The 24,146-nt window shown below is 63.8% G+C and carries 27 protein-coding genes; 13 read left to right on the top strand and 14 right to left on the bottom strand.

Annotated features, from left to right (window positions below):
- Positions 1-108 precede the first annotated feature (108 nt).
- The 10 genes from yajC to AC58NV_RS03310 all read left to right on the top strand — a co-directional run bounded on the left by yajC (position 109) and on the right by AC58NV_RS03310 (position 6,999).
- Complete coding sequence (gene yajC / locus AC58NV_RS03355) at positions 109-393, top strand: preprotein translocase subunit YajC (protein ID WP_027237888.1); 285 nt, start codon at positions 109-111, stop codon at positions 391-393.
- A 33-nt stretch (positions 394-426) separates the two neighbouring features.
- A complete protein-coding gene (gene secD / locus AC58NV_RS03350) occupies positions 427-2,088 on the top strand; it encodes a protein translocase subunit SecD (protein ID WP_497225875.1) in 1,662 nt (553 codons plus the stop codon).
- A 1-nt stretch (position 2,089) separates the two neighbouring features.
- The gene (gene secF, locus AC58NV_RS03345) at positions 2,090-3,058 is read left to right on the top strand and encodes a protein translocase subunit SecF (RefSeq protein ID WP_497225874.1); all 969 of its coding nucleotides are present in this window, start codon (positions 2,090-2,092) and stop codon (positions 3,056-3,058) included.
- Entirely contained in the window at positions 3,051-3,803 is a 753-nt protein-coding gene (locus tag AC58NV_RS03340) for a TSUP family transporter (protein ID WP_497225873.1), read from the top strand. Before secF ends, AC58NV_RS03340 begins: the two co-directional genes overlap by 8 nt.
- Positions 3,804-3,814: 11 nt before the next feature.
- Positions 3,815-4,168 carry an Mth938-like domain-containing protein gene (locus tag AC58NV_RS03335; RefSeq protein ID WP_497225872.1) on the top strand — a complete coding sequence of 118 codons (354 nt, stop codon included), beginning with the start codon at positions 3,815-3,817 and terminating at the stop codon, positions 4,166-4,168.
- 88 nt (positions 4,169-4,256) lie between these two features.
- Complete coding sequence (gene ccmA / locus AC58NV_RS03330) at positions 4,257-4,871, top strand: heme ABC exporter ATP-binding protein CcmA (protein ID WP_497225871.1); 615 nt, start codon at positions 4,257-4,259, stop codon at positions 4,869-4,871.
- Positions 4,868-5,524, top strand: a complete 657-nt coding sequence (gene ccmB / locus AC58NV_RS03325) for a heme exporter protein CcmB (RefSeq protein ID WP_497225870.1) — start codon at positions 4,868-4,870, stop codon at positions 5,522-5,524. The genes ccmA and ccmB overlap by 4 nt, the downstream gene beginning before the upstream one ends.
- A 56-nt stretch (positions 5,525-5,580) precedes the next feature.
- Positions 5,581-6,312 (top strand): heme ABC transporter permease, encoded by a 732-nt coding sequence (locus AC58NV_RS03320; RefSeq protein ID WP_174144618.1) that lies wholly within the window; start codon positions 5,581-5,583, stop codon positions 6,310-6,312.
- Positions 6,312-6,467 carry a heme exporter protein CcmD gene (ccmD, locus tag AC58NV_RS03315; RefSeq protein WP_497225869.1) on the top strand — a complete coding sequence of 52 codons (156 nt, stop codon included), beginning with the start codon at positions 6,312-6,314 and terminating at the stop codon, positions 6,465-6,467. The genes AC58NV_RS03320 and ccmD overlap by 1 nt, the downstream gene beginning before the upstream one ends.
- Positions 6,460-6,999: a DsbE family thiol:disulfide interchange protein gene (locus tag AC58NV_RS03310; RefSeq protein WP_497225868.1), complete on the top strand. Its 540-nt coding sequence runs from the start codon at positions 6,460-6,462 to the stop codon at positions 6,997-6,999. The genes ccmD and AC58NV_RS03310 overlap by 8 nt, the downstream gene beginning before the upstream one ends.
- Positions 7,000-7,013: 14 nt before the next feature.
- On the opposite strand, the gene AC58NV_RS03305 is transcribed toward AC58NV_RS03310, so the two are convergent.
- The 4 genes from AC58NV_RS03305 to acnA form a co-directional block, all read right to left on the bottom strand.
- Positions 7,014-7,307 carry a putative quinol monooxygenase gene (locus AC58NV_RS03305; RefSeq protein WP_497225867.1) on the bottom strand — a complete coding sequence of 98 codons (294 nt, stop codon included), beginning with the start codon at positions 7,305-7,307 and terminating at the stop codon, positions 7,014-7,016.
- A gap of 74 nt (positions 7,308-7,381) precedes the next feature.
- Positions 7,382-7,720: a DOPA 4,5-dioxygenase family protein gene (locus AC58NV_RS03300; protein WP_497225866.1), complete on the bottom strand. Its 339-nt coding sequence runs from the start codon at positions 7,718-7,720 to the stop codon at positions 7,382-7,384.
- An 83-nt stretch (positions 7,721-7,803) separates the two neighbouring features.
- Entirely contained in the window at positions 7,804-8,088 is a 285-nt protein-coding gene (locus tag AC58NV_RS03295; RefSeq protein ID WP_497225865.1) for a hypothetical protein, read from the bottom strand.
- 251 nt (positions 8,089-8,339) lie between these two features.
- On the bottom strand, positions 8,340-11,027 hold the full coding sequence (gene acnA, locus AC58NV_RS03290) for an aconitate hydratase AcnA (RefSeq protein ID WP_497225864.1): 2,688 nt from the start codon (positions 11,025-11,027) through the stop codon (positions 8,340-8,342).
- Positions 11,028-11,261: 234 nt separating this feature from the next.
- On the opposite strand from acnA, the gene AC58NV_RS03285 reads away from it, so the two are divergent.
- Positions 11,262-11,963 carry a DUF1223 domain-containing protein gene (locus AC58NV_RS03285; protein WP_497225863.1) on the top strand — a complete coding sequence of 234 codons (702 nt, stop codon included), beginning with the start codon at positions 11,262-11,264 and terminating at the stop codon, positions 11,961-11,963.
- A gap of 14 nt (positions 11,964-11,977) precedes the next feature.
- On the opposite strand, the gene AC58NV_RS03280 is transcribed toward AC58NV_RS03285, so the two are convergent.
- The 4 genes from AC58NV_RS03280 to purB form a co-directional block, all read right to left on the bottom strand.
- On the bottom strand, positions 11,978-12,910 hold the full coding sequence (locus AC58NV_RS03280; protein WP_497225862.1) for a lysophospholipid acyltransferase family protein: 933 nt from the start codon (positions 12,908-12,910) through the stop codon (positions 11,978-11,980).
- Between the two features lie 166 nt (positions 12,911-13,076).
- Complete coding sequence (locus AC58NV_RS03275; RefSeq protein ID WP_497225861.1) at positions 13,077-14,261, bottom strand: flagellar motor switch protein FliG; 1,185 nt, start codon at positions 14,259-14,261, stop codon at positions 13,077-13,079.
- Between the two features lie 76 nt (positions 14,262-14,337).
- Entirely contained in the window at positions 14,338-14,871 is a 534-nt protein-coding gene (locus AC58NV_RS03270; RefSeq protein ID WP_497225860.1) for a tetratricopeptide repeat protein, read from the bottom strand.
- 154 nt (positions 14,872-15,025) lie between these two features.
- Positions 15,026-16,330 carry an adenylosuccinate lyase gene (gene purB / locus AC58NV_RS03265; protein WP_435659651.1) on the bottom strand — a complete coding sequence of 435 codons (1,305 nt, stop codon included), beginning with the start codon at positions 16,328-16,330 and terminating at the stop codon, positions 15,026-15,028.
- An 86-nt stretch (positions 16,331-16,416) separates the two neighbouring features.
- Here purB and AC58NV_RS03260 point away from each other — a divergent pair, with 86 nt between their 5' ends.
- On the top strand, positions 16,417-16,764 hold the full coding sequence (locus AC58NV_RS03260; protein WP_497225859.1) for a hypothetical protein: 348 nt from the start codon (positions 16,417-16,419) through the stop codon (positions 16,762-16,764).
- Between the two features lie 71 nt (positions 16,765-16,835).
- On the opposite strand, the gene AC58NV_RS03255 is transcribed toward AC58NV_RS03260, so the two are convergent.
- A complete protein-coding gene (locus AC58NV_RS03255) occupies positions 16,836-17,093 on the bottom strand; it encodes a DUF6455 family protein (protein ID WP_497225858.1) in 258 nt (85 codons plus the stop codon).
- Between the two features lie 247 nt (positions 17,094-17,340).
- Complete coding sequence (locus tag AC58NV_RS03250) at positions 17,341-18,573, bottom strand: bifunctional alpha/beta hydrolase/OsmC family protein (RefSeq protein ID WP_497225857.1); 1,233 nt, start codon at positions 18,571-18,573, stop codon at positions 17,341-17,343.
- Positions 18,574-18,668: 95 nt separating this feature from the next.
- On the opposite strand from AC58NV_RS03250, the gene AC58NV_RS03245 reads away from it, so the two are divergent.
- Positions 18,669-19,217, top strand: coding sequence for an NUDIX hydrolase (locus AC58NV_RS03245; RefSeq protein WP_497225856.1), 549 nt, complete (start codon positions 18,669-18,671; stop codon positions 19,215-19,217).
- Positions 19,218-19,285: 68 nt separating this feature from the next.
- On the opposite strand, the gene dddP is transcribed toward AC58NV_RS03245, so the two are convergent.
- The 4 genes from dddP to AC58NV_RS03225 all read right to left on the bottom strand — a co-directional run bounded on the left by dddP (position 19,286) and on the right by AC58NV_RS03225 (position 24,095).
- On the bottom strand, positions 19,286-20,629 hold the full coding sequence (dddP, locus tag AC58NV_RS03240) for a dimethylsulfonioproprionate lyase DddP (protein WP_497225855.1): 1,344 nt from the start codon (positions 20,627-20,629) through the stop codon (positions 19,286-19,288).
- A gap of 149 nt (positions 20,630-20,778) precedes the next feature.
- On the bottom strand, positions 20,779-21,621 hold the full coding sequence (locus tag AC58NV_RS03235) for a hypothetical protein (RefSeq protein WP_497225854.1): 843 nt from the start codon (positions 21,619-21,621) through the stop codon (positions 20,779-20,781).
- A gap of 338 nt (positions 21,622-21,959) precedes the next feature.
- Entirely contained in the window at positions 21,960-22,754 is a 795-nt protein-coding gene (locus AC58NV_RS03230; protein ID WP_497225853.1) for a lytic murein transglycosylase, read from the bottom strand.
- Positions 22,755-22,847: 93 nt separating this feature from the next.
- Positions 22,848-24,095: an Hsp70 family protein gene (locus tag AC58NV_RS03225; protein ID WP_497225852.1), complete on the bottom strand. Its 1,248-nt coding sequence runs from the start codon at positions 24,093-24,095 to the stop codon at positions 22,848-22,850.
- Positions 24,096-24,146: the final 51 nt, after the last annotated feature.

Genomic DNA, 24,146 nt, shown 5'->3' with positions numbered 1-24,146 from the left:
ACCCCGCGGGGACTGCAGCGTTCCCTTGCAAACCCCCGGTCCAGCGCATAGGTTCCGCTGCAAAATTCCGGCGCTAACCCAGTGCCGCTTTTACAGAAGGAATATCCCATGGACGGTGGCGCAGTCGCCCAATTTCTCCCGCTTATCCTGATCTTCGCGATCATGTACTTCCTGCTGATCCGCCCGCAGCAGAAGAAGATGAAACAGCATCAGGCGATGGTGGACGGCCTGCGCCGCGGTGACCAGGTGGTGACCCAGGGCGGGGTGATCGGCAAGGTGGCCAAGGTCAAGGAAGATGGCGAGATCGAAGTCGAGATCGCTGACGGCGTCAAGGTGCGCGTGGTCAAGGCGACCATTGCCCAGGTTCTGAACAAGACCGAGCCGGCAGCGTAAGCGCCCTACGCAACCATCTGAAAAGGCAGGGCAATGCTGCAAATCGATCTCTGGAAGAGGGTGCTGATCTGGCTGGTTTGTGCGGCCGGCCTGCTGCTTGCCCTGCCAAACGGATTTTACACCCGCGTCGAACAGGCCAACGACGCGGCCGTCGATATCATCGCCAAGGGCGAAACGCCGGAACGGCTGGAAACCGCGGGCCAGTGGCCGTCTTTCCTGCCGTCGGGCCTGGTGAATCTGGGCCTTGACCTGCGGGGCGGCGCGCATCTCTTGGCTGAGGTGCAGGTCGAAGACGTCTATGAGGCGCGGATGGATGCGCTGTGGCCGGAGGTGCGCGATGCGCTGCGGCCCGAACGCTCCACTGTCGGCACCTTCCGTCGCCAGCCGGGGCCTGCGGACCAGATTCGCTTGAAGATTTCCAAACCGGACGGCATGTCCCGTGCGCTGGAAGTGGTGCGCGGCCTCGCCAACCCGGTGACCAGCCTGACTGGCGCCGGCGCAACCGACATTGAGGTTTCCGCCGAAGGCGACATTCTGGTGGTGCAGCTGAGCGAAGCGGAAAAGCTGGCTTCGGACGACCGCACCGTGCGCCAGTCGCTGGAAATCGTGCGCCGCCGGATCGACGAAGTCGGCACCCGCGAACCGACAATCCAGCGCCAGGGCGCCGACCGGATCCTGATCCAGGTGCCGGGCATCGGTTCCGCCTCTGAACTGAAGGCGATTATCGGCACCACCGCGCAACTGACTTTCAACCCGGTTGTGGGCCGCGGCAGCGACGCGGATGCGGCGCCCGGCATCGGCAACAAGGTTGTGCCCTCGCTGGACGAAGAGGGCACCTACTACACCATTGAGGCCGCCGCGGTAGTCACCGGCGAGGACCTGGTGGATGCGCAGCCGTCATTCGACCAGAACGGCCGCCCTGCGGTGACTTTCCGGTTCAACACATCCGGTGCGCGCCGGTTCGGGGACTATACCGCCGAGAACATCGGCTCTCCCTTTGCCATCGTGCTGGATGACGAGGTGGTCTCCGCCCCGGTGATCCAGTCGCACATCCCGGGTGGCTCCGGCATCATCACCGGCAATTTCACCATCGAGGAAAGCACCAATCTCGCCGTCCTGCTGCGCGCAGGCGCGCTGCCCGCCGGGCTGGAGTTCCTGGAAGAGCGCACCATCGGCCCGGAACTGGGCCAGGACAGCATCGATGCGGGCAAGGTGGCGACTGCCGTCGCCTTTGTCGCGGTGCTGGCGTTCATGGGCCTCAGCTACGGCATGTTCGGCATGTTTGCCAACGTGGCGCTGGTGCTGAACATCGCGCTGATCTTCGGCATGCTGAGCCTCATTGGCGGCACCCTGACCCTGCCGGGTATTGCCGGTATCGTTCTGACGGTTGGTATGGCGGTGGACGCCAACGTGTTGGTCTTCGAACGTATCCGCGAGGAGCTGAAGGCGGGCCGCGGCCCGGCCAAGGCCATCGACGAGGGCTACTCCAAGGCGCTGAGCGCCATTCTTGACGCCAACATCACCACCTTCATCACCGCGGTGATCCTGTTCGCAATGGGTTCCGGCCCGGTGCGCGGCTTTGCGATCACCCTGGGGCTGGGCATCATGACCTCGGTCTTTACCGCGATCTTTGTGACCCGCCTGATGATCGTCATGTGGTTTGAACGGCGCCGTCCGAAAACGATTGAGGTGTGATATGCGGCTGAGACTTGTTCCCAAGGAAACCTCATTCGATTTCTTCAAGCGCGCCAAGCTGTGGCTGGGCATTTCGGCGCTGATGATGGTGGTGGGCATTGCCTCCTTCCTGTTCCAGGGGCTGAACTTCGGCATCGACTTCCGCGGCGGCACCACCATCCGGACCGAAGCCACCGAATCCGTGGACGTAGGCGCCTACCGCGATGCCCTGGCTGTGCACGAGCTGGGCGATGTGTCGATCACCGAGGTGTTTGACCCGGCCTTCGAGGAGGACCAGCACGTTGCCATGATCCGCATTCAGGCGCAGGAGGATGGCGAGGCGATTTCGGGCGAGATGATCGAAACGCTGAAGGCCTCGCTGGATGCCGTGGCTCCGGGCATCAAATTCGTCTCGGTCGAATCCGTCGGCCCCAAGGTCTCGGGCGAGCTGATCCAGACCGCGGTGATTGCCGTTATGCTCGCCATCGCCGCGGTGCTGGTCTACATCTGGCTGCGGTTCGAGTGGCAGTTTGCGCTTGGTGCGGTGGCAGCGCTGGTGCATGACGTGGTGCTGACCATCGGCGTGTTCTCTGAGCTGCAGATCAAGTTCGACCTGGCGATCATAGCGGCGCTGCTGACCATCGTCGGCTACTCGCTGAACGACACCGTGGTTGTGTTCGACCGGGTGCGCGAGAACCTGCGCCGCTACAAGAAAAAGGATCTGGCAGAGGTTCTGAACATCTCGATCAACGAAACCCTCAGCCGGACAATGATGACCTCTGTCACCACGCTTCTGGCGCTGATCTCGCTGTATGTGCTGGGCGGGGACGTGATCCGCGGGTTTGTCTTTGCGATGATCTGGGGCGTTGTGGTCGGGACCTATTCGTCGGTCTTCGTTGCCTCCACCATCCTGCTGAAACTGGGGGTCAAGCGCGACTGGTCGAAGCAGGCCAACACCACCGGCAACCAGTTCTCGAACATCGATGCTTGAGGCGTTTCAGGCAGCCCTGCAAACGCCGGGGCTGTTCTGGCTTTTCCTGACCATTGGAGCCGCGGGCCTTGTCCGCGGCTTCACTGGTTTTGGCACCGCGATGATTTTTGTGCCCGTCGGCGCCCAGTTCCTGCCCTCGGCGGATGTGGTGTTCCTGATGGTGCTGATGGGGGTGTTCTCCACCATCACCCTGTTCCCGCAGGCCTGGAGCAAGGCGGACAGGGCAGAAGTCGGGGCGTTGTCGATGGCCGCCGCGGTCACCGTGCCTGCGGGGTTGTGGCTCATGTCGAAGATGGACCCGCTGACCCTGCGCTGGGTTGCTGCGGGAGTGATCGGTGTGACACTGGCCGCGGTGATTTCCGGCTGGCGCTGGCAGGGCCGCTTGGGGTGGCCGGGGCGCTTTGCCATCGGCGGCGCAGCTGGCATCGTCGGCGGCATGACCGGGCTGACCGGGCCGGTGATCATCGTCTTCTACCTTGCCAACGTGCGCGACGTGGCCCGGGTCCGGGCCAACACCATCGTGTTCCTGGCGGCGCTGGATGTTGTGATCGCCGCCAACCTGATCTTTGGCGGCATGGCCAGCCTCAAGGCGGTGATCCTGGCTGGGCTTCTGGGCATCCCCTACATAATCACCACGCTCACCGGCAAGGCGCTGTTTGATCCCAAGCTGGAGAAGCTCTACCGCTTTGCCTCCTATTCCGTGATCGCGCTGGCCGTGGTATCCAGCCTCCCGGTATTTGACTGAAAGGACCGCCCATGCGCCTGAACGAAGTGAGCTATTCCGACGCGCAGCCGGTGGACGGCTATGGCGAAGGGTTCTTCCGCATCGGCGGGAAGGTGCATCAGGGCGCGGTGCTGACCTCGGCTGCTGGCACCGCTGACTGGGGCGGCTTGGCCGATGCGGAGCCGCTGCTGGCGCTGGCCGGGGAAATTGACGTTCTGTTCATCGGCACCGGGTCAGAGATCGCCCATATCCCCGCAGAACTGCGCAAGCCACTGGAAGAGGCCGGGCTGGGGGTGGAGACAATGAACTCGCCCGCCGCGTGCCGCACCTACAACGTGCTCTTGTCGGAAGGGCGCCGGATTGCCCTGGCGGCGCTGCCGGTCTGATTTTCTGAAGATTCATTTGACCTGCCGCAAAGCGCGCCGCCGCTGAATGGTCTTTTCATGCGCAGGCACAATGGGATAAGCGAACTTCATGACATTGACTGTGACGGATCTGGGCGTGGCCCGTGGCGGCATCCCGGTGCTGGAGGGCTTGAGCTTTGCGCTGGAGCCCGGCAAGGCGCTGATCCTGCGCGGCCCCAATGGCATTGGCAAGACCACGCTGTTGCGGACCGTCGCAGGCCTGCAACCGCCGCTGAAAGGGCAGGTTGATGGGGCTGAGGATCAGATCGCCTATGCCGCCCATTCCGACGGGCTGAAGCCGACGCTGACAGTGGCAGAGAACCTGACGTTCTGGGCCAGTGTCTTTGGCCGCAATGGCATTGAACAGGCGCTGGACGGTTTTGACCTGCAAACCCTGCGCGACCGGCAGGCCGGTGCGCTGTCCGCGGGTCAGAAACGCCGCCTGGGCCTCAGCCGGATGCTGGTGACCGGCCGCCCGATCTGGATCATGGATGAACCGACGGTGAGCCTGGACAAGACCTCCGTGGCGATGTTTGCAAGCGCGGTGCGGGCGCATTTGGGGCAGGGCGGCTCGGCGCTGATCGCCACCCACATCGACCTGGGGCTGGAGGCGGAGGTGCTGGATGTCGGCCCCTACAAGGCCAAGCCGCCGGAGATCGACGATTTTGACGGAGGCTTCCTGTGATTGCGCTTCTTCTGCGGGATCTGAAGCTCGCCTTCCGCGCGGGCGGGGGCTTCGGCCTGGGCCTTGCGTTCTTCCTGATCGTGACCGTGATGGTGCCGTTCTCCGTTGGCCCGCAGTCGGAGCTGCTGGCCCGGATCGCCCCGGGTGTGCTGTGGCTGGGCGCGCTGCTTGCCTGCCTGCTGTCGCTTGATCGGCTGTTGGCGCTGGATTGGGAGGACGGCTCGCTCGACCTCCTAGCCACCGCACCGCTGCCGCTGGAAAGCACCGTGACCATCAAGGCGCTGGCCCATTGGATCACCACCGGCCTGCCGCTTGTGATGGCGGCGCCGGTGCTGGGGGTGCTGCTGAACCTGCCGGTACAGGGCTTTCAGTGGCTGGTGGTCTCCCTGCTGCTGGGCACACCTGCGCTGTCCGTTATCGGCACCTTCGGCGCCGCCCTGACCGTGGGGCTGAAGCGCGGCGGCCTGCTGATGTCGCTCCTGGTGATGCCGCTTTACGTGCCGACGCTGATCTTTGGATCCGAGGTGGCCCGCCGCGGTGCGGAGGGCATGGCGGTGCAGACGCCGCTGTTGCTGCTGGCCGGGATCTCCGCCGCCTCCATCGCCCTGCTGCCCTTTGCCAGCGCCGCCGTCCTGCGCGTCAATTTGCGCTAGGAAAATCGGCAGGCCCAAGAATTGAGAAACCCGAGAACAAGAGCTAAATAGCCACCATGTCGATCTGGGAATACGCCAATCCGAAGAAGTTCCTGGCCACCACCGAAAAGGTGATGCCGGCCCTGTGGGTCAGCTCAGCGGTGCTGATTTCCGTGGGCCTGGTCTGGGGCTTCTTCTTCACGCCTGACGATTACCGGCAGGGTTCCACCGTCAAGATTATCTTCCTGCATGTGCCCTCGGCGCTGATGGCAATCAACGCCTGGTTCATGATGCTGGTGACGTCGCTGGTCTGGGTGATCCGCCGCCACCATGTGAGCGCATTGGCCGCCAGGGCCGCGGCGCCTGTAGGCGTGGTTATGACCGTGATCGCGCTGGTGACCGGGGCAATCTGGGGCCAGCCGATGTGGGGCACCTGGTGGGCCTGGGACCCGCGGCTGACATCCTTCCTGGTGCTGTTTCTGTTCTACCTCGGCTACATCGCCCTGTGGGAGGCGATAGACAATCCGGACACCGCCGCGGACCTCACCTCGATCCTGTGCCTGGTGGGCTCGGTCTTTGCCGTGCTCAGCCGCTATGCGGTGAACTTCTGGAACCAGGGGCTGCACCAGGGCGCATCGCTGAGCCTGGACGAAAAGGAAAACGTGGCTGATGCGTTTTCCAACCCGCTTTATGTCTGCATGGCAGGCTTTGTGCTGCTGTTCATCGCATTGGTGTTCTACCGCACCGGAACTGAAATCCGCGCCCGCCGCATCAAGGCATTGATGGCGCGCGAACGGCTGGAGGCGTGATGCCCGATCTTGGAAAATACGCCGACACGGTGCTGTCGGCCTACGGCGCCTCGCTGGTGCTGCTGGTGGCGCTGGTGGTGGTGACGATCCTGCGCGGCCGCAAGGTGCGCCGGGAGATGGAATCGCTGGAAACCCGGATGAAGCGCAATGGCTAAGATCTCCCCCCTGATGGCGGTCCCCGGTGTGGTGTTTGCGGGTTTTGTGGGCCTGGCACTGGTGGGGATGTTCCGCGAGGACCCGAACAGCCTGCCGTCGGCACGCGAAGGCCAGCCTGCGCCGCCGGTCGTCCTTGATGAGTTTCCGGGCAAGGAAATGTTCAGCGACGCCACCCTGCGCGACGGCACCGTGAAACTGGTGAACTACTGGGCCAGCTGGTGCGCGCCCTGCCGCGCTGAGCATCCGAACCTGGAGGCGCTGTCCAAGGAAGGCATCCCTGTCTACGGCATCAACTACAAGGATCAGCTGGCCAATGCCGAGTCCTTCCTGAACGAGCTGGGCGACCCCTACAAGGCCATTGGCCGGGACGAGAAGGGCCGGATGGCGATTGATTGGGGCCTGTACGGCGTGCCGGAAACCTATGTGGTGGACGGCGACGGCAAGATTATCCTGCGCTTCGCCGGCCCGATCACCCAGCGGGTGGTCGAAACCACCCTGCGCCCGGCGATGGGAAAGGCGGCGGGGCAGTAGCCGGCCCTGCTGTGTCAGCCCGGTTCACACAGGGTGTAGCTGCTCAGATCTGGCTCCGCCTCCGACAGCGCATAGACGCGGTCCAGATGTTCCTGTTTGGACCGCCAAATCAGATACTCGCTGAACGCCTCCGGATCCTGCCATTTCTGGAATACGGATATTTTATCCCCTTCGGGGGCCAGCAGGATTTCAGCCTGCAAGCATCCGGCGTGCCGGCGGACCTCTTCCACCATCTGTTTGACAAGCACCGTCAGCTCGCTGAATTTTCCGGGCCGGGGGTGCAGATCTATTATCACCGCTTCCGTCATTGAAGTCTCCGGGATTTGTGAGTGCTGGGATGGTCACAGCAACCCGGAAATTTCCGGTAAATTTGCGGTTCGGATCAGCCGAAAATGCTGAGATCCAGCTCCAGCCCGGTGCCCAGCCAGATCCCGTGATCGCGGTGATCTGCCAGGGCGTTGCCGGTTTCCGGATGGGCAAAGACAACCAGCCCGTCCCGGTTCAGCGCCAGCCAGGGCAGCAGCAGTGCGAACTGTTCCGGTGTGGCCGCCAGCTGGCAGGACCACATCGGGTGCGGGCCGACGTTCTTTTCATGAACCCGGCCCATCTCCAGCGAGAACCGCTCCGCGGCCTGCTGACAGAGTGCGCGGGCCTGGTCCACACTGGCGGCGTCGAAATAGATATGGGCGTGGTAGCCGGTGATGCTGTCTGTCTGTTTCATAGCTGCAGTCTGTTACGGCTGGGCGCCGCAGGCAATGCGGTGAATGCGAACAGGCCCTGTGCAGCAACGGCTGATAGGCCCGGTCAGGGCACAGAATAGGTGCGGAATTCCTGTTCCCGCCGCATGGTTGCACTGCGGGCGTCAAGGTCGCCGCGTTCAGCCCGCCAGTCCAGGTAGCGGTTCAAGTGTTCCGGTGTCTCCCAAAGGTGGAACACTGCTATTTCCCAGCGCTCCCGGTTGAGGCCCACATGCGCCTCGATGCAGCCAGGAAAGGCCCGCGTGTCTGGCAGCATCGTCAGGACCGCCTCGGCATGCGCCTCGAACGTGCCGATGTCCGGGTAAACGACTGCAAAAACGGCCTCTTTCATGCTTTGGCATCCAGCCTTTCAATAGTCTGCGCAGTGTTTCTTAAGATTCATCCAAGAGTGACATTTGCACAAGAGGGCTGGGCCGTACAGCCGGTAAAGGTGCTGTGAGCTGCACATATAGATTGTGTTCAAGATGCAAGGCCGGGGCAAAATCCGCGCCGCAGGTCCGGAACTTCTACCCGCCTGTACCGGTGGCAAAAAAAACATGCACCCGGCAGGGTGCATGTTCAAAAGCTTAGGTCTGGCAGGCCTTACGACTTGGCCAGGTTACGCAGCACGTAGTGCAGAACGCCGCCATGTTCGATGTATTCGATTTCCGGCGCGGTATCGATGCGGCACTTCAGGGTGATCTCTTTCACCGAACCGTCGGCAAAGGTGATCGAGCAGGGCACTTCCTGCAGCGGCTGGATGGTGTCCAGGCCGCTGATCGAGACAGTTTCCTCGCCGGTCAGGCCCAGCGACTTGCGGGTATCGCCTGCAGTGAACTCGAACGGGATTACGCCCATGCCAACCAGGTTGGAGCGGTGGATACGCTCAAACGACTCGGCGATCACCGCCTTAACACCCAGCAGCGCAGTGCCTTTGGCCGCCCAGTCGCGCGAGGAGCCGGCGCCGTATTGCTCACCGCCGAACACCACCAACGGAGTGCCGTTGGCCTGATGCTCCATCGAGGCCTCATAGATCGAGGTCTGCTCACCATCGGGGCCTTTGGTGTAGCCGCCCTCGACGCCGTCCAGCATCTCGTTCTTGATGCGGATGTTGGCAAAGGTGCCGCGCATCATGATCTCGTGGTTGCCGCGGCGGGAGCCGTAGGAGTTGAACTCGCGCGGCTGAACCTGGCGCTCCAGCAGGTATTTGCCGGCCGGGGTGGTGGTGGCAAAGGAGCCGGCGGGGGAGATGTGGTCGGTGGTGACCATGTCGCCCAGAACGGCCAGAACCTTCGCGTTCTCGATGTTCGAGATGGTGCCCGGCTCATGGCCCATGCCCTGGAAGTAGGGCGGGTTCTGGATGTAGGTCGAGGCCGCGGGCCAGTCATAGGTTTCCGCATCGGTGGTCTCGACCGCCTGCCACTTCTCGTCGCCCTTGAAGACGTCGGCGTATTTCGACTGGAACGCTTCGCGGGTGACGGTCTGTTCAACCAGCTCCGCAACTTCCTGGGTCGAGGGCCAGATGTCCTTCAGGTAGACGTCGTTGCCGTCCTTGTCCTGCGCAATCGGGTCAGACGCCAGGTTGATATCTATGGTGCCGGCCAGCGCATAGGCTACAACCAGCGGCGGCGAGGCCAGGTAGTTGGCGCGCACATCGGGGCTGATGCGGCCTTCGAAGTTGCGGTTGCCCGACAGGACGGAGGTTGCCACCAGATCACCTTCGGCAATTGCCTCGGAAATCTCCTGCTGGATCGGACCGGAGTTGCCGATGCAGGTGGTGCAGCCGTAGCCCACCAGGTTAAAGCCGATCTTGTCCAGATCCTCCTGCAGGCCCGCGGCCTCCAGATAGGCGGACACCACCTGCGAACCCGGTGCCAGTGAAGTTTTGACCCAGGGCTTGCGATCGAGCCCCAGGGCGGCCGCCTTGCGCGCGACCAGACCGGCGCCGATCATCACATAGGGGTTGGAGGTGTTGGTGCAGGAGGTGATCGAGGCGATTACGACCTTGCCCGATTCCATGGTGTAGTCTTCGCCTTTGACGGCGACTTCCTTGCCCATCGGACGCTTGAAGGTCTCTTCCATCTCCTGGCGGAAGGCGGCCTTGGCGTTGGTCAGCGGCACATAGTCCTGCGGGCGTTTCGGTCCGGAGATGGCCGGAACGATGCTGCTCATGTCCAGCGACAGGGTGTCGGTGTAGACCGGCGCATAATCCGCGCCGCGCCAGAAGCCGTTTTCCTTGGCGTAGGCTTCGACCAGGGCGATGCGGTCCTCGTCGCGGCCGGTGTTGCGCAGGTAGCGCAGGGTCTCGTCGTCGATCGGGAAGAAGCCGCAGGTGGCGCCGTATTCCGGGGCCATGTTGGCGATGGTCGCACGGTCTGCCAGCGGCAGGCGGTCCAGGCCTTCGCCGTAGAATTCCACGAACTTGCCCACAACGCCCTTGGCGCGCAGCATTTCCACCACTTTCAGAACCAGGTCGGTGCCGGTGGTCCCTTCGACCATTTCGCCGGTCAGCTCAAAGCCGATGACCTCGGGGATCAGCATGGAGATCGGCTGGCCCAGCATTGCGGCTTCGGCCTCAATGCCGCCAACGCCCCAGCCCAGCACCGCGGCGCCGTTGACCATGGTGGTGTGGGAGTCGGTGCCGACCAACGTGTCCGGGTAGGCAACTTCCTCGCCGTTCTGGTCGGTGTCGGTCCAGACGGTCTGGGCCAGGTATTCCAGGTTCACCTGGTGGCAGATGCCGGTGCCCGGCGGTACAACGCGGAAGTTGTTGAACGCGTTCTGGCCCCACTTCAGGAACTGGTAGCGCTCCATGTTGCGCTCGTACTCGCGGTCCACGTTCATCTGGAACGCGCGCGGGTTTCCGAATTCGTCGATCATCACGGAGTGGTCGATGACCAGGTCGACGGGAACCAGCGGGTTGATCTTGGCGGCGGAGCCCTTCAGGCCGACAATGCCGTCGCGCATGGCGGCCAGGTCGACAACCGCGGGAACGCCGGTGAAGTCCTGCATCAGCACACGGGCAGGGCGGTAGGCGATCTCACGCGGGTTCTTGCCGCCGTTGGCACCCCATTCGGCAAAGGCCTTGATGTCGTCAGTGGAGACGGAAAAGCCGCCATCCTCAAACCGCAGCATATTTTCCAGCACCACTTTGAGCGCGGCGGGCAGCTTGGAGAAGTCGCCAAAGCCGGCTTCGGTGGCGGCGGGAATGGAGTAGTAGGAGATCGACTTGCCGTTGACGCTGAGCGTTTTGCGCGCCTTGGCATTGTCCTGTCCGACGGTGATAGGCATGGTTGGCCTCCCTCAAGAATTTGAAATCCGGGAATTCGCTGCCTGCTAATTGCATGAGGAAGATGAAGCATTCAATAGCCCAAACGCCGCAGGCGGCACTTTTGTATGCGATTGTACACATTTTTTGCATCCCTTGCCCCCGCAGCCTGCCAGAACCCGCCTCAAAAATGATTGATTGGCTTATTCCCCGGCACATCTTTAGACCGGAAGCCTAGGAAACGGAGACGGCGATTCATGAGACTTCTGGCCACTGCTGCAATGGTTCTGGGACTGGCCCTGCCGGTTTACGGGCAATCTGAAGCGGAACCGGTGGTGGTTGAGCTGTTCACCTCGCAGGGATGTTCGTCCTGTCCGCCGGCCGATGCGCTGCTGCATGACCTTGCCACGCGCCCGGACGTGCTGCCGCTGGCGCTGCATGTGGACTACTGGGACTACATCGGCTGGAAGGACCAGTTTGCGAAACCCTCCCATACCAAGCGGCAAAAAGGCTATGCCCGCGAGGGCGGCCGCCGGATGATCTATACGCCGCAGATGGTCATCATGGGGCAGGACGATGTGGTTGGGGCCGATGCGATGAAGGTGGATGATGCCATCGCACGCCACCAGGAACGGCCGCGGCCCGTGTCGCTGGCGGCAGCCCGCCGCGGCGAAGAGGTGGTCATCCGTGTTGAGGCAAGAGCACAGATGCCTGAGGGCCGCCTTCTGGTTCAGCTGGTGCGGTATACGCCCAAGCGCACCGTCAGCATCACACGCGGTGAGCTGGCCGGGCGGACGCTCAGCTATGCCAATGTGGTTGAAGACTGGCAGATCGCGGCGGAGTGGGACGGGACAGGCGATCTGGAGGTCGCGGTTCCGGCGCCTGGCGGACAGCCAGCCGCGGTTCTGTTGCAGGCCGGCCGGTTCGGGCCGATCATTGCTGCGGCGCGCGTCGATTAGACTGCGCTGCCGGATCAGTCAGCGGCAGTGCCGGCCTGCCTGGCGGCTTTTCCAACCGGCACGTAGGGTTTCCAGCGGCGGTGAATCCAGAACCACTGCCCGGTGTGCTTGCGCACGATAGCTTCCAGGTCCGCGCTCAGCGCCTTGGTCATGGTCAGCGCGTCGGTGTGCGGTACCTCGGCGTTCATCACGATCTCGAAGTCCAGACCGTTCTCCTGGCGCACCGCATAGACCGGGATCAGCGCGGCGTTGAATTTCAGCGCCAGTTCCGCGGGTACGGTGGAGGTGACTGCCGGCTTGCCGAAAAAGTCGATCAGCTCGCCGCCTTGGGCATGCAGGTCGGTGACGATGGCGGCGATGCCGCCCTTCTTCAGATGCCGCACCAGCTCCACCATGCCGCGCTTGCCCTGTTCGAACATCAGGTCGTGATTGGCCTTCATGGCAGCGACATAATGCGCGTTGAAATAGGGGTTGGCCATGCGCCGGTAAAGCGAACCCATTTCGTGGCCGCGGGCAACCAGAGCGGCGCGGGCGGCGTCGTAATTGCCGAAATGAGCGGTCGCCAGAAGCACCGGGCGGCCTGCTGCGCGGGCATCTTCAAGGGCCTTGAGGCCCGGCCCGGTGATGGGCGCCTTGCGGGCGCGCTCAAAGAACGCCTTGCCCGCATAAAGCTCAGCAATCATCCGGCCGGCATTGTTGCTGACATCGCGGTACAGCTGGTCTGCATCAAGCTCCGAGAGTTCCGGGCTGACCAGTTTCAGATTGTCGCGCACCCTCTTGTGAAAACCCGCGGCGCGGCCCATGGCGGTGACCAGCCGGCCCATCATCGGCACCCGCAACCGGTAGGGGATCAGCCCGGCACCCAGCAGCAGCCCGCGCAGGAACAGGTTGCTGCCAAAATATTTGACATGGCTCCAGGTGGAGAGCTCGGAAGGATCTGCGGGCATGGCGTCTGGATGTTTGCGGCGCTGAACTGCGCCCGGAAGCCTGCATCATACGCAGCTGCGGCTGAGGGTACAAGCAGCTCAAGCAGGGAGGCGGGCAGAGGCGGGGCAGCGGACCGCGGGCCGCCGCCCTTCGCGGGCTTGAGAGGGCTTTCAGCCCCGCCAGTGGTCAGCTGCCGCCTTCCTCATCTTCTTCTTCCGCGGCTTTCAGATCGATCTCGCCCGTTGCAACCAGATCGCGCATGGCGGCGATGATCAGGCTGAAGGCGGCCTCGCCGTCGCTGCGCTTGACCCGGCCGCGTTCGGCCACTTCCTCGCGGATGTTGTCGGCCATCCGGCTCGACATGTTCTTGAGCAGGAACTCCGAAGTCGCCACGTCTTCCTCGTCGGTGGCAAAGGCGATGGCGGTCACCAGGTCGGGCTGCGACAGCACCCGGATCAGCTTGGGCACATCCAGCGGCTGCATCCGTTCGGCAATCAGCGCGTAGGTGAAGATCGCCTTGCGCACAGTGATTGCGAATTCCTCGTCCTCCTCGTCCAGCGCGGTCAGCACCTCGTCGCGCTTGGCAGCAGCGGCCTCGGTGAGGATGCCGCCCAGGCGCTGGCCGGGGGTCTGCTCGAAGGCAAGATCGGGCCGCGCCTCTACCTGGGCAGCCAGCGACAGGCCGATGCGGTCCACAGTGTCCGGTGTCACATTGGCAGTCTGGCTGACCGCATAGGTGATGCGGCGGGCAACCGGGCCAGGCAGATGGATCAGCATCTGGGCGGCCTTGGCTGTGTCGAGTTTGGACAGAAGAACGGCGGCAACTTCGGTGCTTTCGGCCTCGGCCAGTTCGGCCAGATCTTCGGGCGGCAGCTGCTTCAGCCGCTCCCACGGGTCGCCGAACTGGCGCACCCCGGCCTCGCGGCGCAGGCGGCTGTGGGTGTGGCGGCTGATCTTGCCTTCCATCGCGCTCAGCGCGCCGGCCAGGCCGTTGGGAAAATGCAGGCCGACATTGTCCAGCAGGTCGGCAAATTCGCCCGCCACGGCATTCAGAGTGTCGCGGTCGACAATCCGCATCCGGCCCATCTGCTGGGTCAACTCCAGCTGCAGGTCGTCAGGCAGTTCTTCCAGCGGGATCTCGGCGCCTTCATTCAGCAGGAGCCGGACGATGATGGCGGCTTTGGCCTTGCCGCTGAGGCCCGCGGCCGCAGCCGGATTCGCTACCGCGCCGCCGCCCATTGCACCGCCGCCGAGGCCGCCCGCATCCAGGCCGCCCATCGGCGCGGGAGCGGCGAAATCGCCCATGTCCATTCCGCCCATGTCGCCCCCGCCCAAGTCCATCGGAAGCGCCAGCATATCGTCTTGAGGCATTCTCGCACCCTAGCAAAAGATTCTTCTCAATCGTGGAGGGCAGGATAGGCCGCAAGCCGTAAAGAAAGGCTGAAGCCTAGTAGTCGTAGGAGGTGCCCGTTTCCAAGGCGTTGCGCAGCGAAGCCTCCGCCCAGGTGCCGTCGCCGCCGCGCGTCCGGATTTCCTTCCACTGCGCCCGGGCTGCGTCGTATTTTCCCTGCGCCACAAGGCCTTGGCCCATGTACGAACGGGCCAGGATGTTGTCGGGATCCTGCGCCAGTGCCTGGTCGTAATAGGCCTGTGCCAGCTCCAGATTGCCCAGCTTGCGGTGGGTGAAACCCCAGTAGGTCAGCACCATGGTATCTTTCTGGTCAGCCATCGCGCTCAGCACTGCCTGGGCATCTTCCTGGCGTCCCGCATAGGCCAGCTCCCGCGCTGCGCCCAGCAGGCCGTCCTGGTTCAGCGACGACTTGCGGGGCCGCACGCAGCGTTTCTTATCCTCGTCCCAGACCCGCTTGCCCTTGCAGATCTTGGTGGTCTCGGTGGGTTTGGGCGGGTTCCAGTCGTTGCCGCTGGCGGCAAGGGCAGCAACGGGCAGGGTCAGGACAGCGGCCAAGGTCAAAATACGCATCTCAAGAACTCCAAGTGCAATGTCTGGCCCAGTCTATCCTCAGAACCATGGCTTGGATCTGTATTTTTGTTCACAAAGGCGTTTGCACCGGTGGCACGAAAAAAAACGCCCCGCCGGAGAGGCGGGGCGTCAAGTGCTTCATCCAAAGGCCGGCTTATTCGCCGAAGACGCGCTTGAAGATCGTGTCGACATGCTTGGTGTGGTAGCCCATGTCGAACTTCTCGTTGATCGCCTCTTCACCGAGGGCGGCAACCACATCGGCATCCGCCAGCAGCAGCTCGCGGAAGTCGACGCGCTCTTCCCAGACCTTCAGGGCGTTGCGCTGCACCATGGCATAGGCGTCCTCGCGGCTGACGCCTGCCTGGGTCAGCGCCAGCAGCACCCGCTGCGACATCACCAGGCCGGGGAATTTGTTCATGTTGTCCAGCATGTTCTCCGGGAACACCAGCATCTTGTCGACCACGCCGGCCAGACGGTGCAGGGCGAAGTCCAGGGTGATGGTCGCATCCGGGCCGATGCCGCGCTCGACGGAGGAGTGCGAGATGTCGCGCTCATGCCACAGCGCCACGTTCTCCATCGCCGGGATCACCGCCATGCGGACCAGACGCGCGAGGCCGGTCAGGTTCTCGGTCAGCACCGGGTTCTTCTTGTGCGGCATCGCCGAGGAGCCCTTTTGGCCCATCGAGAAGAATTCCGCGCCTTCCAGCACCTCGGTACGCTGCATGTGGCGGATTTCAACAGCAACGTTCTCAATCGACGACGCGATGACGCCCAGGGTGGCAAAGAACATCGCGTGGCGGTCGCGCGGGATCACCTGGGTGGAGATCGGCTCGGGGCGCAGGCCCAGCTGCTCGCAGACGTGCTCCTCAACCGCCGGGTCGATGTTGGCGAAGGTGCCGACCGCACCGGAGATCGCGCCGGTGGCGACTTCCCAGCGGGCCTTCTCCAGCCGGTTCTTGTTGCGGTCCATTTCCGCATAGAAGCGGGCAAAGGTCAGGCCCATGGTGGTCGGCTCGGCGTGGATGCCGTGGCTGCGGCCGACGCGCACGGTGTTCTTATGCTCCAGCGCGCGTTTCTTCAGCGCGGCCAGCACCTTGTCCATGCCATCGAGAAGAATGTCGGCGGCGCGCACCAGCTGCACGTTCAGGCAGGTGTCCAGGACGTCCGAGGAGGTCATGCCCTGGTGCACGAAGCGGGCTTCCTCGGAACCGACATGCTCGGCCAGGTGGGTCAGGAAGGCGATGACGTCATGCTTGGTGACGGCCTCAATCTCGTCGATACGGGCAACGTCGAACTCCACATCCTTGGCTTTCCACACCGCGTCGGCGTTCTCACGCGGGATCACCCCCAGGTTGGCCATGGCTTCGCAGGCGTGGGCCTCGATCTCGTACCAGATCTTGAATTTGGTCTCGGGCGACCAGATTGCGACCATCTCGGGGCGGGAATAGCGGGGGATCATGGGCGAAGGCACCTTTATGTGATTGCGCAGCAGATGCCCGGCCTCTTAGATCAGCAGAAGCAGGACAGCAAGGCTGGGAGAGGGTCATGAGGCAGTTTGCCCTGATGATTGCGTTATCATGCACGGTTGCGCCGGTTTGGGGCGGCGAATGGCGCAGCTTGAGCGGCGAAGAAGTGCAGGCTGCGCTGGAGGGGCAGCGGCTGGTCTACGGCAGCGGCGCCTGGCAGGAGTTCAATGCCTCGGGCCGGACGCTCTACAATGCAGGCCATGACAGCTGGGGCTACTGGGGCGTGCGGGATGGCAAATACTGTTCCACCTGGCCGCCCTCGGACCTGTGGGCCTGTTATGCGCTGGAAAGCGATGGAGAAGCCCTGCGGTTTGTCGGGGAGGGCGGTGACATCACCACGGGGCGCTACGCCGGGCCTGAGGAGTGAGCTGACGCGCGCACCCGCGCTCCGGACACCGGGTTGATCTGCAGCGGGAGTGAGCCGCCGGGCAGGAGGGATCAGCTGCCCCGTAATTGCGCCAGCAGCTGCGCGTTGCGGCAGTAAGATGGCGCCTCGGCCAGTTCCGTCATCTCCTGCTGCAAATCACTGCAGCCGTCCTGATTGCGGCAGGTGCTGCAGCGCAGGACCGCGCGCATGTATTTACGGCCTTGCGCCTGCGGATCGCCAGCAACCATTTCGCCATAATCGATGCCCAGACGGCTGGCCATCCCCTGCACCAGATCGCTGCTGCGCCCGAGTTTTGCAAAAAGTCCCATGTGTCTCCTCCCATGCCCGGCCGCCGCCGGAAGTGCAGACAGAATGGGCGGGAATGTTTCCCGGCACTTTGATGTGGCGCAAATTCCGCGGCAGTCAGGTCCTCCCGCCTGCGCTTCGGTCTTCTTGCGAGGACCTGAGCGCAGTAGGACCCCCCCCCCCCCCCCCCCCCCCCCCCCCCCAAGGCCGCTGGCGGTGCAGGTCTCCTGCACCGCCCGGGCGCGGGAGCACCGCTGGAGTTCTGGTGTGTCAGATTGCGGACTGTTCCATGGCCTCCAGCCGGGTCACCACCTTGGCACCGCTTTCCAGGGTCCGGTGCACCGGGCATTTGTCGGCTATTTCCATCAGTTTGACGCGCTGTTCATCAGTCAGCGGACCGCACATCCGCACCACCCGGGTGAACTGGTCGATCTTGGCAGGCCCCGAAGGCAGGGCGTCCTGGGCGTGCACCTTGTCGTGGCTCACGTCGACGCTGATCCCCTCCAGCGGCCAGCCCTTGCGGCGCGCATACATCCTGAGCGTCATCGAGGTGCAAGCGCCCAGCCCCGCAGCCACGAACCCGTAAGGCGACATGCCGCGGTTGGTGCCGCCATAGGCCAGCGGTTCATCGGCAAAAGCATGGTGGTAGGGGCCGGACTGCACGTCCTGCAGGAAGCCCGAGGGGTCCGCCTCTGTCACCCGCAGGATGCCCTCCGGCGCGCCGGGCGGCGGCGCGGGCGGCGCCATTTTGACATAGCGCCCGGCCCAGGCGGCGATGACTTCCGCCGCGTATTCGGCGTCCGCCGCGCGGGAAATCAGGTGGTCCGCGTCGTCCAGGGTGATAAAGCTCTTGGGGTGCTTGGCAGCGGTGAAGATCGACGCGGCATTGTCGATGCTCACGGTCTCATCGCGCGGCGCATGCAGCACCAGCAGCGCCGCCTTCAGCTCCGCAATCGCAGGCGCCAGCGCCTCCGCATTGATATCCTCGACAAACTCCTTGCCGATCACAAACGGCCGTCCGCCCAGGCAGACCTCGGCGCGGCCCTTGGCCTCGATCTCCGGCAGGGCGGCATCGAAGTGGTGTGAGACATGGCCCGGATCAAACGGCGCCCCCAGCGTGACCACCCCCTTGACCGAGGGAATGCCGACGCGGGCGCGCAGCACCGCGGCGCCGCCCAGCGAATGGCCGATCAGCAGCGCAGGTGCCATGTTGCGTGCCGCGAGATATTGCGCCGCCTTGATCAGATCCGCCACGTTGGAGCTGAAGGTGGTGTTCTCGAACTCGCCCTCCGAATGCCCCAGCCCGGTGAAATCGAACCGCAGGACCGCAATCCCCATCGCGGCCAGCCGTCCGGCAATCCGCCGCGCCGCCGGGATGTCCTTGGAGCAGGTGAAGCAATGGGCAAACAGCGCGGTGGCCAGCACCGGTCCCTCGGGTAGGTCGAGGCGGGCAGCGAGGGTGTTTCCGGCGTGGCCGGTGAAGGAAATCCGTTCCGTGGGCATGGGCGTGGCCTTTGTTGGGTGTTCCGCATAGATTGAGCGCTTCAATGGCCTCGAACAAGGCATCGGGCCGGAACGTCACGGGAAGGTGAAGGCAGATGAGCAGCAGCACCCTGAGAGGCATCGGATGTTACAGCCCGCAGACTGCGCGGGACCGCGGAATGTGGCAGCGCCTGACGGAGTTTTGCGCCAGCGAGCCCCAGGCCTTCGGCCGCAATCCGGAAACCGGCCATGTGACCGGCTCCGCCTTTGTGATGTCCTCGGACATGCGAAGCGTGCTCTTGACCCATCACAAGAAGCTCAACCGCTGGTTCCAGCTGGGCGGCCATTGCGACGGCATAGCCGACGTGCACTTTGTGGCGCTGAAGGAGGCCTATGAGGAAAGCGGGCTCCAACGGATCAGGCCGCTGTCGGCGCAGGTGTTCGACGTGGATATCCACGAAATTCCGGCAAATACCCGCGATTGCGCGCATCTGCACTACGATGTGCGCTACCTGTTTCAGGCAGAGGTGGGGCAGATTGCCCCCAGCGGCGAGTCCCACGCCTTGGCCTGGGTGCCGCTGAAGCAGCTTGAAGAGGTGACAGACTCGCCCGGCGTGCTGGTGCTGAGCGAAAAGCTGGAGCTGTTCCTGAATAGCTATTGTTAAGCGGTGGCGCCTGACGGCGCCGCAGGCTGTCCCGGTCCCTCCGTGCAGGAAGGACCGGCAGGATGGAATCAGGCTTCGCCCAGCAGCGCCTTGTCGAAGGGGTAGCTGGTCAGGTTTTCATGGCCGTCTTCGGTGATCAACACCTGGTCTTCCAGCTTGATCGAGAAATCGCCGCCCTCAGGCGACACCAGCGCCTCGACGCACAGCACCATGCCCGGCTCCAGTTCGTAATCGAAGGCGCCCTCGACCATGGCGTCGGGATAGGCCACCAGCGGCCATTCATCGCAGAGGCCCACGCCGTGCATCATGCAGCCGTATTTCTGCTTCTGGAACTGGTCGTCCAGAACATGGCAGCCCCGCGACAGCTCCTGGATATTCACGCCCGGCTTCAGCATTTCCATGTTGTGGCGGATGTGCTCCAGCCCGTGCTGCATGGCATAGACCATATCGGGCCGCGGCTTTTCATCGCCGATCCACCAGCTGCGCGAGATGTCGATGCAAATGCCGTAGGAGCCGACCAGGTCGGTGTCGAAACTGATCATCTCGTTGTTCTGGATGATGCGGGGCCCGCATTCCTGGAACCAGGGGTTGGTGCGGGGGCCGGAGGCCAAGAGGCGGGTCTCGATCCATTCGCCGCCGCGGCGGATGTTTTCCGCGTGCAGCACCGCCCAGACGTCGTCCTCGGAGATATTGCCGCCCGGGACCTGCTCGCGGGCGAATCTTTCCATTGCCGCCACCGCGGTTTCGCAGGCGTGATGGGCACAGCGCATCGCCAGGATCTCATCCGGGCCTTTCACCGCGCGGCATTTCTCAGTCAGCTCCTCGCCGGGGAAAATCTCCAGCCCCTGCGCCTCCAAAGCCCGCAGCCCGTGCAGCATCACTTTGTCCACCGCCAGCCGCTTGTTGCTGCCGCTGTGCTCTTCCAGCAGGATGCGCACCTCGTTGGAGAACTTGTCCGCGGCCACGTCGATCTTGTCGCCGCGGTCGAAATAGAACAGGTCGGCGCCTGCGCGCTGCTCGCGCACCAGCGGGTTGAACTCGCTGAGGAACGGCGACTGCTTGTAATCCCACAGCACCATGTAGCCATCGGCGCAGACCAGCAGCGCCCGGAACGGGTTGTGGGTGTTCCACAACTGCATGTTGGTGGAATCGGTCGCATAGCGGATGTTCAGCGGATCGAACACCAGCAGGCCGCCATAGCCGCGGTCGTTGATGTGCTTGACCAGCCGCTCCCAGCGGAACTTGCGCAGCGCCTGCAGATCCGGCAGCTGCAGCCCGGCCTCTGCCCATTCGGCAAAGGCCAGCTGGGTCGGGCCGATCTCGACCCGGTTGTTGTCGTTCGGGGTGTTGTCGCCCAGTTTGGCGCCGCGGGTCGGGTCGATCTTGCGGATGTCGCGGTAATGCTCGTTCATGCTGGGAGGTCCTTGCTGCACAGTCCTGTACAATGTGCAGCAAGGGGCGAGGCGGATTCGCCGCTGAAAGCGACGGATTCTATCGTCGTTTCTGACCTAAGCCGTGTTGTCAGACCGCGGGAGGCATTGCAGCAGCTGCTGCTTTGGACCTATGGCACCAGCGGCCGGGCCGCCTGCACCATGCCGGCGCTTTCAAGGTACAGCACCAGGGCCGTCAGCAGCAGCAGATGGCTGATGAAGCGAAGCCGGCGGGCGCCAGTCAGGGACAGCGCAGCGAGAGCCGAGGCATGCAGGTGGCGGCCCCAGCCGCCGCGCAGACCTGCTGAGGAAACGGATGTCCGAAGCCCTGCCCAGGACCTGCCGGAGGCCGCGGCGGCCGCACTTGCTGCTTTGCGCATCTTCGCCTCGCGGAAGGCGCGGTCGCAGTGGGCGTCCAGTTCCAGCGCGGTCTGGTCCACCGGTGTAAAGCAGTCCCGGCCGCGCGGGCGTGATTGTACTGCCGGGACAGTTTTGCGGGCTGCCGCAGGGAGGGCGGCGGCAACGGGTTGTTTCCGGCTGCTGGACTTGGGGGCAAAGGCACTCAGAAACTGTTCGCATGTCAGCGCAACCTCGTTGTCGAGCCATTCGACAGAGGTTGCCTCCACCGTTTCCAGCAGGCGGCGCAGCGTTTCGGCCAGAAGCAGTTCGGAGATTTCCTGATTGCAGTAGCCCGGATAGACCGGAGACAGCACCAGTTCCAGCAGTGCTGAGGGTTGCATCACGCTGCCGGGTAGCCTGCTGGTTCGGCGCAGCGGCACCCGGCGCAGGCGCACAGTCACCAGGTAATGATCGCATTGCAGACGGGCAGTGTTTTCCGCCCGCGCCTGAACCTGCTCTGCCGGGTGGCCGAAGTCCTCAAGCGTGTCCACAACCGCCGTCAACGCAGCGGAAAGCGTTCCGCTGTCGCGGCTTTCCAGTCCCAGCCGTCCTGTATATTGCACGTTCTCTGCCACTGTCCGGATCCTCCATTCAGGGTGCCGATAGAGAAACAATAAAATTCGAAATAGTTAAAAGTGGGGCGGGCCGGACTGATTTCGAAGCAACGGTGGTGCCGCGCAGCCGTGAAATGCGGCATTGTCCAATATTCTGAAATTAAACGGATTTGAGGAAAATCATCGGTTCTTAAGGGCCGGAATGCGGCTCAACTGTGACGGCTGGCGGACACATTGATGCCCCAAGCCCTACAATGGCGCCGGAATCGCGTGCACTGTTTTTCACAGCAGGCTGCAAACGCTTTGCGCCCGCCGGGCGGCGGGCGCATTCACTGCGATCCGTTGCGGACAAACGGTGCTCAACCGTCGATCTGGCGCCCCATGATCGCCAGCGACTGCTGGTACACGGTGGCCGCATTCCACTCCTTCAGCACACGGTAGTTGGGCTCGCCCTGCTGGTAGCCCTTGCCGGGTTTCCAGCCCTTCCGGCGCAGGTAGTTGGCGGTGGAGGCGAGCGCATCGCCCATGTTGTAGAAATCCACCCGTCCGTTGCCGTCCCAATCGACGCCGTATTGCAGCGCATTGCCGGGCAGGAACTGGGTATGGCCCAGCTCGCCATGCTTGGCGCCCAGGGTGGCCGGAGTGATGGCGCCCTGATCGACCAGTTTCAGCGCCCCCAGCGCATGCGGGCGGAAGAAGTCGGAGCGGCGGCAGTCATAGGTCAGCGTCACGATGGCCGACACCACTTGGCTGTCGCCCATGTAGTTGCCAAAGGCGGTCTCCATCCCGTGGATGGCAATCAGCACACCCGCAGGCACGCCGTACTGGCGCTCAAGTGCTGCATAGAAGTCCGGGTTGCGCGCCTTGCGCTTGCGGCCTTGCGCCACGATGGTGGCGGAGCCGCGGATCTGCATGAATTTCTCCAGCGAGTATTTGAAGCTCTTCTGGTTGCGGTCGGCGGAAATGGTGCGGCGGGCATACTGCGCATTGGCCAGTGCCTGCAGCCCCGCCTTGCGCACGCCCGCGCGCTTGGCCTCGGCGCCGAACGCCTGCTTCCAGGCGTCGAACCCGGCAGAGCTGTTGCCGCAATTGGCGGCAAGGGCAGGGGAGGCAAGCAGGGCGGAAATCAGGGCTGGGGCCAGAAGGCGGCGCATGAAGAAAACTCTCAAAATGTGACTCGTGGCTTTCAGCCTAACGTGCTGGCGCCCCTTGTCTAACGGGAAAAGCCGCCATTGCTTCCCATTTGCCTAGGCAAAGGCGCTGCCCGCGGCCAGTGCCAGCCCGTCTGCAACCGCGGTCATGGCATTTCCCGTTTCCAGCCGGGCATTTGGGCACAGCGCGCGCATTTCCGCCTGCACCGCTGCCAGCAGCGAAGAGCCGCCGACCAGAACGATCCGCTCCACCTTTTCGGCCGCTATCCCGGCCTGCGCCAGCGTCTCTGCCGCGCAGGCGCCGATTGCAGCGGTCTGCTCGCCAAGCGTCTGCGTCATTCCCGCGGCGTCCAGCGGCACCGACAGTCCGCGCTCCAGCAGTTTCAGATCGATGAGGGCCTGAGCATCCGTACCATTGGCGCGGATCTTGCCGTGCTCCACGGCAAAGGCGAGCTCATGGCCCAGCTCATCCTCCAGCACCGCCACCAGCCGCGCCAGTTTCTCGGGCTCCACCGCGTTGGCGGCCAGATCCTGCGCCGCCCGGCGGCTTTCGGGCGCATAGAGGAAGGGGATCATCTGCCAGGTGGCCAGATCGTTGAACAGCCGGTTCGGCGCAGGCAGGGTGCCGCCGCCAAAGGCATTGCGGATCCGGCTGCCCCGGCCCAGCAGCGGCATTACACGGCGAATGCTCAGCTGCCGGTCGAAATCTGTGCCGCCCAGCCGGACGCCGTGCGAGGCCAGGATGCGGGTTGCCCCATCTGCACCTTGCTCAAAGGCGGTGAAGTCGGAGGTGCCGCCGCCGATATCGACAATCAGCCCAAGGCCCGGCGCAGGCGCGGCGGCGCGCAGCGCGGCTTCCGGCTCATACATGAACAGAACGTCCTGAAACCCCGCCTCCAAGTAGCAGGCGCGCAGATCCTTTTCTGCCTGCACGTTGCGGTCTTCATCCTTGGAATGAAACTGCACCGGGCGCCCCGACAGCGCATGAGTGAATTCCATATGCGTCGCCGCTTCAGCGCGGCGTTTCATCTCTGCCAGGAACCGCGTGATGAGGGTGGCAAAGCTCAGGCGCTCGCCGCCCAGCCGCCGCTCGTCCTGCAGCAGCGGGGTTCCCAGCAGGCTTTTCAGCGCCCGCATGAACCGCCCCTCGTCGCCATTGATCAGCGCCCGCGTGGCGCTGTGGCCGATCCGCATGGTGCGGCTGCCGTCCTCAAAGAACACCGCGGTGGGCAGGGTCTGCTCGCCCGGCTCCATCTCCACCAGCCAGGGACGGCCCGCAACCGCAATCCCGGCCGCCGAGTTGGAGGTGCCGAAGTCAATGCCAAGGGTGTTGGGGGCGGTCATGGGAAAGCTCCTGTCTTCCGGGCTGAGCCGCGCTGGATATGGAATGCCGGC

The organism is Leisingera sp. ANG49, from assembly GCF_059694505.1.
The sequence above is the reverse complement of the archived record's forward strand: the minus strand, read 5'-3'. Positions and strand labels throughout refer to the sequence as shown.

Bases quoted from the DNA above. Each gene is read 5' to 3' on its own strand.
- yajC (WP_027237888.1), top strand. From the start codon at position 109: ATGGACGGTGGCGCAGTCGCCCAATTTCTCCCGCTTATCCTGATCTTC.
- secD (WP_497225875.1), top strand. From the start codon at position 427: ATGCTGCAAATCGATCTCTGGAAGAGGGTGCTGATCTGGCTGGTTTGT.
- secF (WP_497225874.1), top strand. From the start codon at position 2,090: ATGCGGCTGAGACTTGTTCCCAAGGAAACCTCATTCGATTTCTTCAAG.
- AC58NV_RS03340 (WP_497225873.1), top strand. From the start codon at position 3,051: ATGCTTGAGGCGTTTCAGGCAGCCCTGCAAACGCCGGGGCTGTTCTGG.
- AC58NV_RS03335 (WP_497225872.1), top strand. From the start codon at position 3,815: ATGCGCCTGAACGAAGTGAGCTATTCCGACGCGCAGCCGGTGGACGGC.
- ccmA (WP_497225871.1), top strand. From the start codon at position 4,257: ATGACATTGACTGTGACGGATCTGGGCGTGGCCCGTGGCGGCATCCCG.
- AC58NV_RS03320 (WP_174144618.1), top strand. From the start codon at position 5,581: ATGTCGATCTGGGAATACGCCAATCCGAAGAAGTTCCTGGCCACCACC.
- ccmD (WP_497225869.1), top strand. From the start codon at position 6,312: ATGCCCGATCTTGGAAAATACGCCGACACGGTGCTGTCGGCCTACGGC.
- AC58NV_RS03310 (WP_497225868.1), top strand. From the start codon at position 6,460: ATGGCTAAGATCTCCCCCCTGATGGCGGTCCCCGGTGTGGTGTTTGCG.
- AC58NV_RS03305 (WP_497225867.1), bottom strand. From the start codon at position 7,307: ATGACGGAAGCGGTGATAATAGATCTGCACCCCCGGCCCGGAAAATTC.
- AC58NV_RS03300 (WP_497225866.1), bottom strand. From the start codon at position 7,720: ATGAAACAGACAGACAGCATCACCGGCTACCACGCCCATATCTATTTC.
- AC58NV_RS03295 (WP_497225865.1), bottom strand. From the start codon at position 8,088: ATGAAAGAGGCCGTTTTTGCAGTCGTTTACCCGGACATCGGCACGTTC.
- acnA (WP_497225864.1), bottom strand. From the start codon at position 11,027: ATGCCTATCACCGTCGGACAGGACAATGCCAAGGCGCGCAAAACGCTC.
- AC58NV_RS03285 (WP_497225863.1), top strand. From the start codon at position 11,262: ATGAGACTTCTGGCCACTGCTGCAATGGTTCTGGGACTGGCCCTGCCG.
- AC58NV_RS03280 (WP_497225862.1), bottom strand. From the start codon at position 12,910: ATGCCCGCAGATCCTTCCGAGCTCTCCACCTGGAGCCATGTCAAATAT.
- AC58NV_RS03275 (WP_497225861.1), bottom strand. From the start codon at position 14,261: ATGCCTCAAGACGATATGCTGGCGCTTCCGATGGACTTGGGCGGGGGC.
- AC58NV_RS03270 (WP_497225860.1), bottom strand. From the start codon at position 14,871: ATGCGTATTTTGACCTTGGCCGCTGTCCTGACCCTGCCCGTTGCTGCC.
- purB (WP_435659651.1), bottom strand. From the start codon at position 16,330: ATGATCCCCCGCTATTCCCGCCCCGAGATGGTCGCAATCTGGTCGCCC.
- AC58NV_RS03260 (WP_497225859.1), top strand. From the start codon at position 16,417: ATGAGGCAGTTTGCCCTGATGATTGCGTTATCATGCACGGTTGCGCCG.
- AC58NV_RS03255 (WP_497225858.1), bottom strand. From the start codon at position 17,093: ATGGGACTTTTTGCAAAACTCGGGCGCAGCAGCGATCTGGTGCAGGGG.
- AC58NV_RS03250 (WP_497225857.1), bottom strand. From the start codon at position 18,573: ATGCCCACGGAACGGATTTCCTTCACCGGCCACGCCGGAAACACCCTC.
- AC58NV_RS03245 (WP_497225856.1), top strand. From the start codon at position 18,669: ATGAGCAGCAGCACCCTGAGAGGCATCGGATGTTACAGCCCGCAGACT.
- dddP (WP_497225855.1), bottom strand. From the start codon at position 20,629: ATGAACGAGCATTACCGCGACATCCGCAAGATCGACCCGACCCGCGGC.
- AC58NV_RS03230 (WP_497225853.1), bottom strand. From the start codon at position 22,754: ATGCGCCGCCTTCTGGCCCCAGCCCTGATTTCCGCCCTGCTTGCCTCC.
- AC58NV_RS03225 (WP_497225852.1), bottom strand. From the start codon at position 24,095: ATGACCGCCCCCAACACCCTTGGCATTGACTTCGGCACCTCCAACTCG.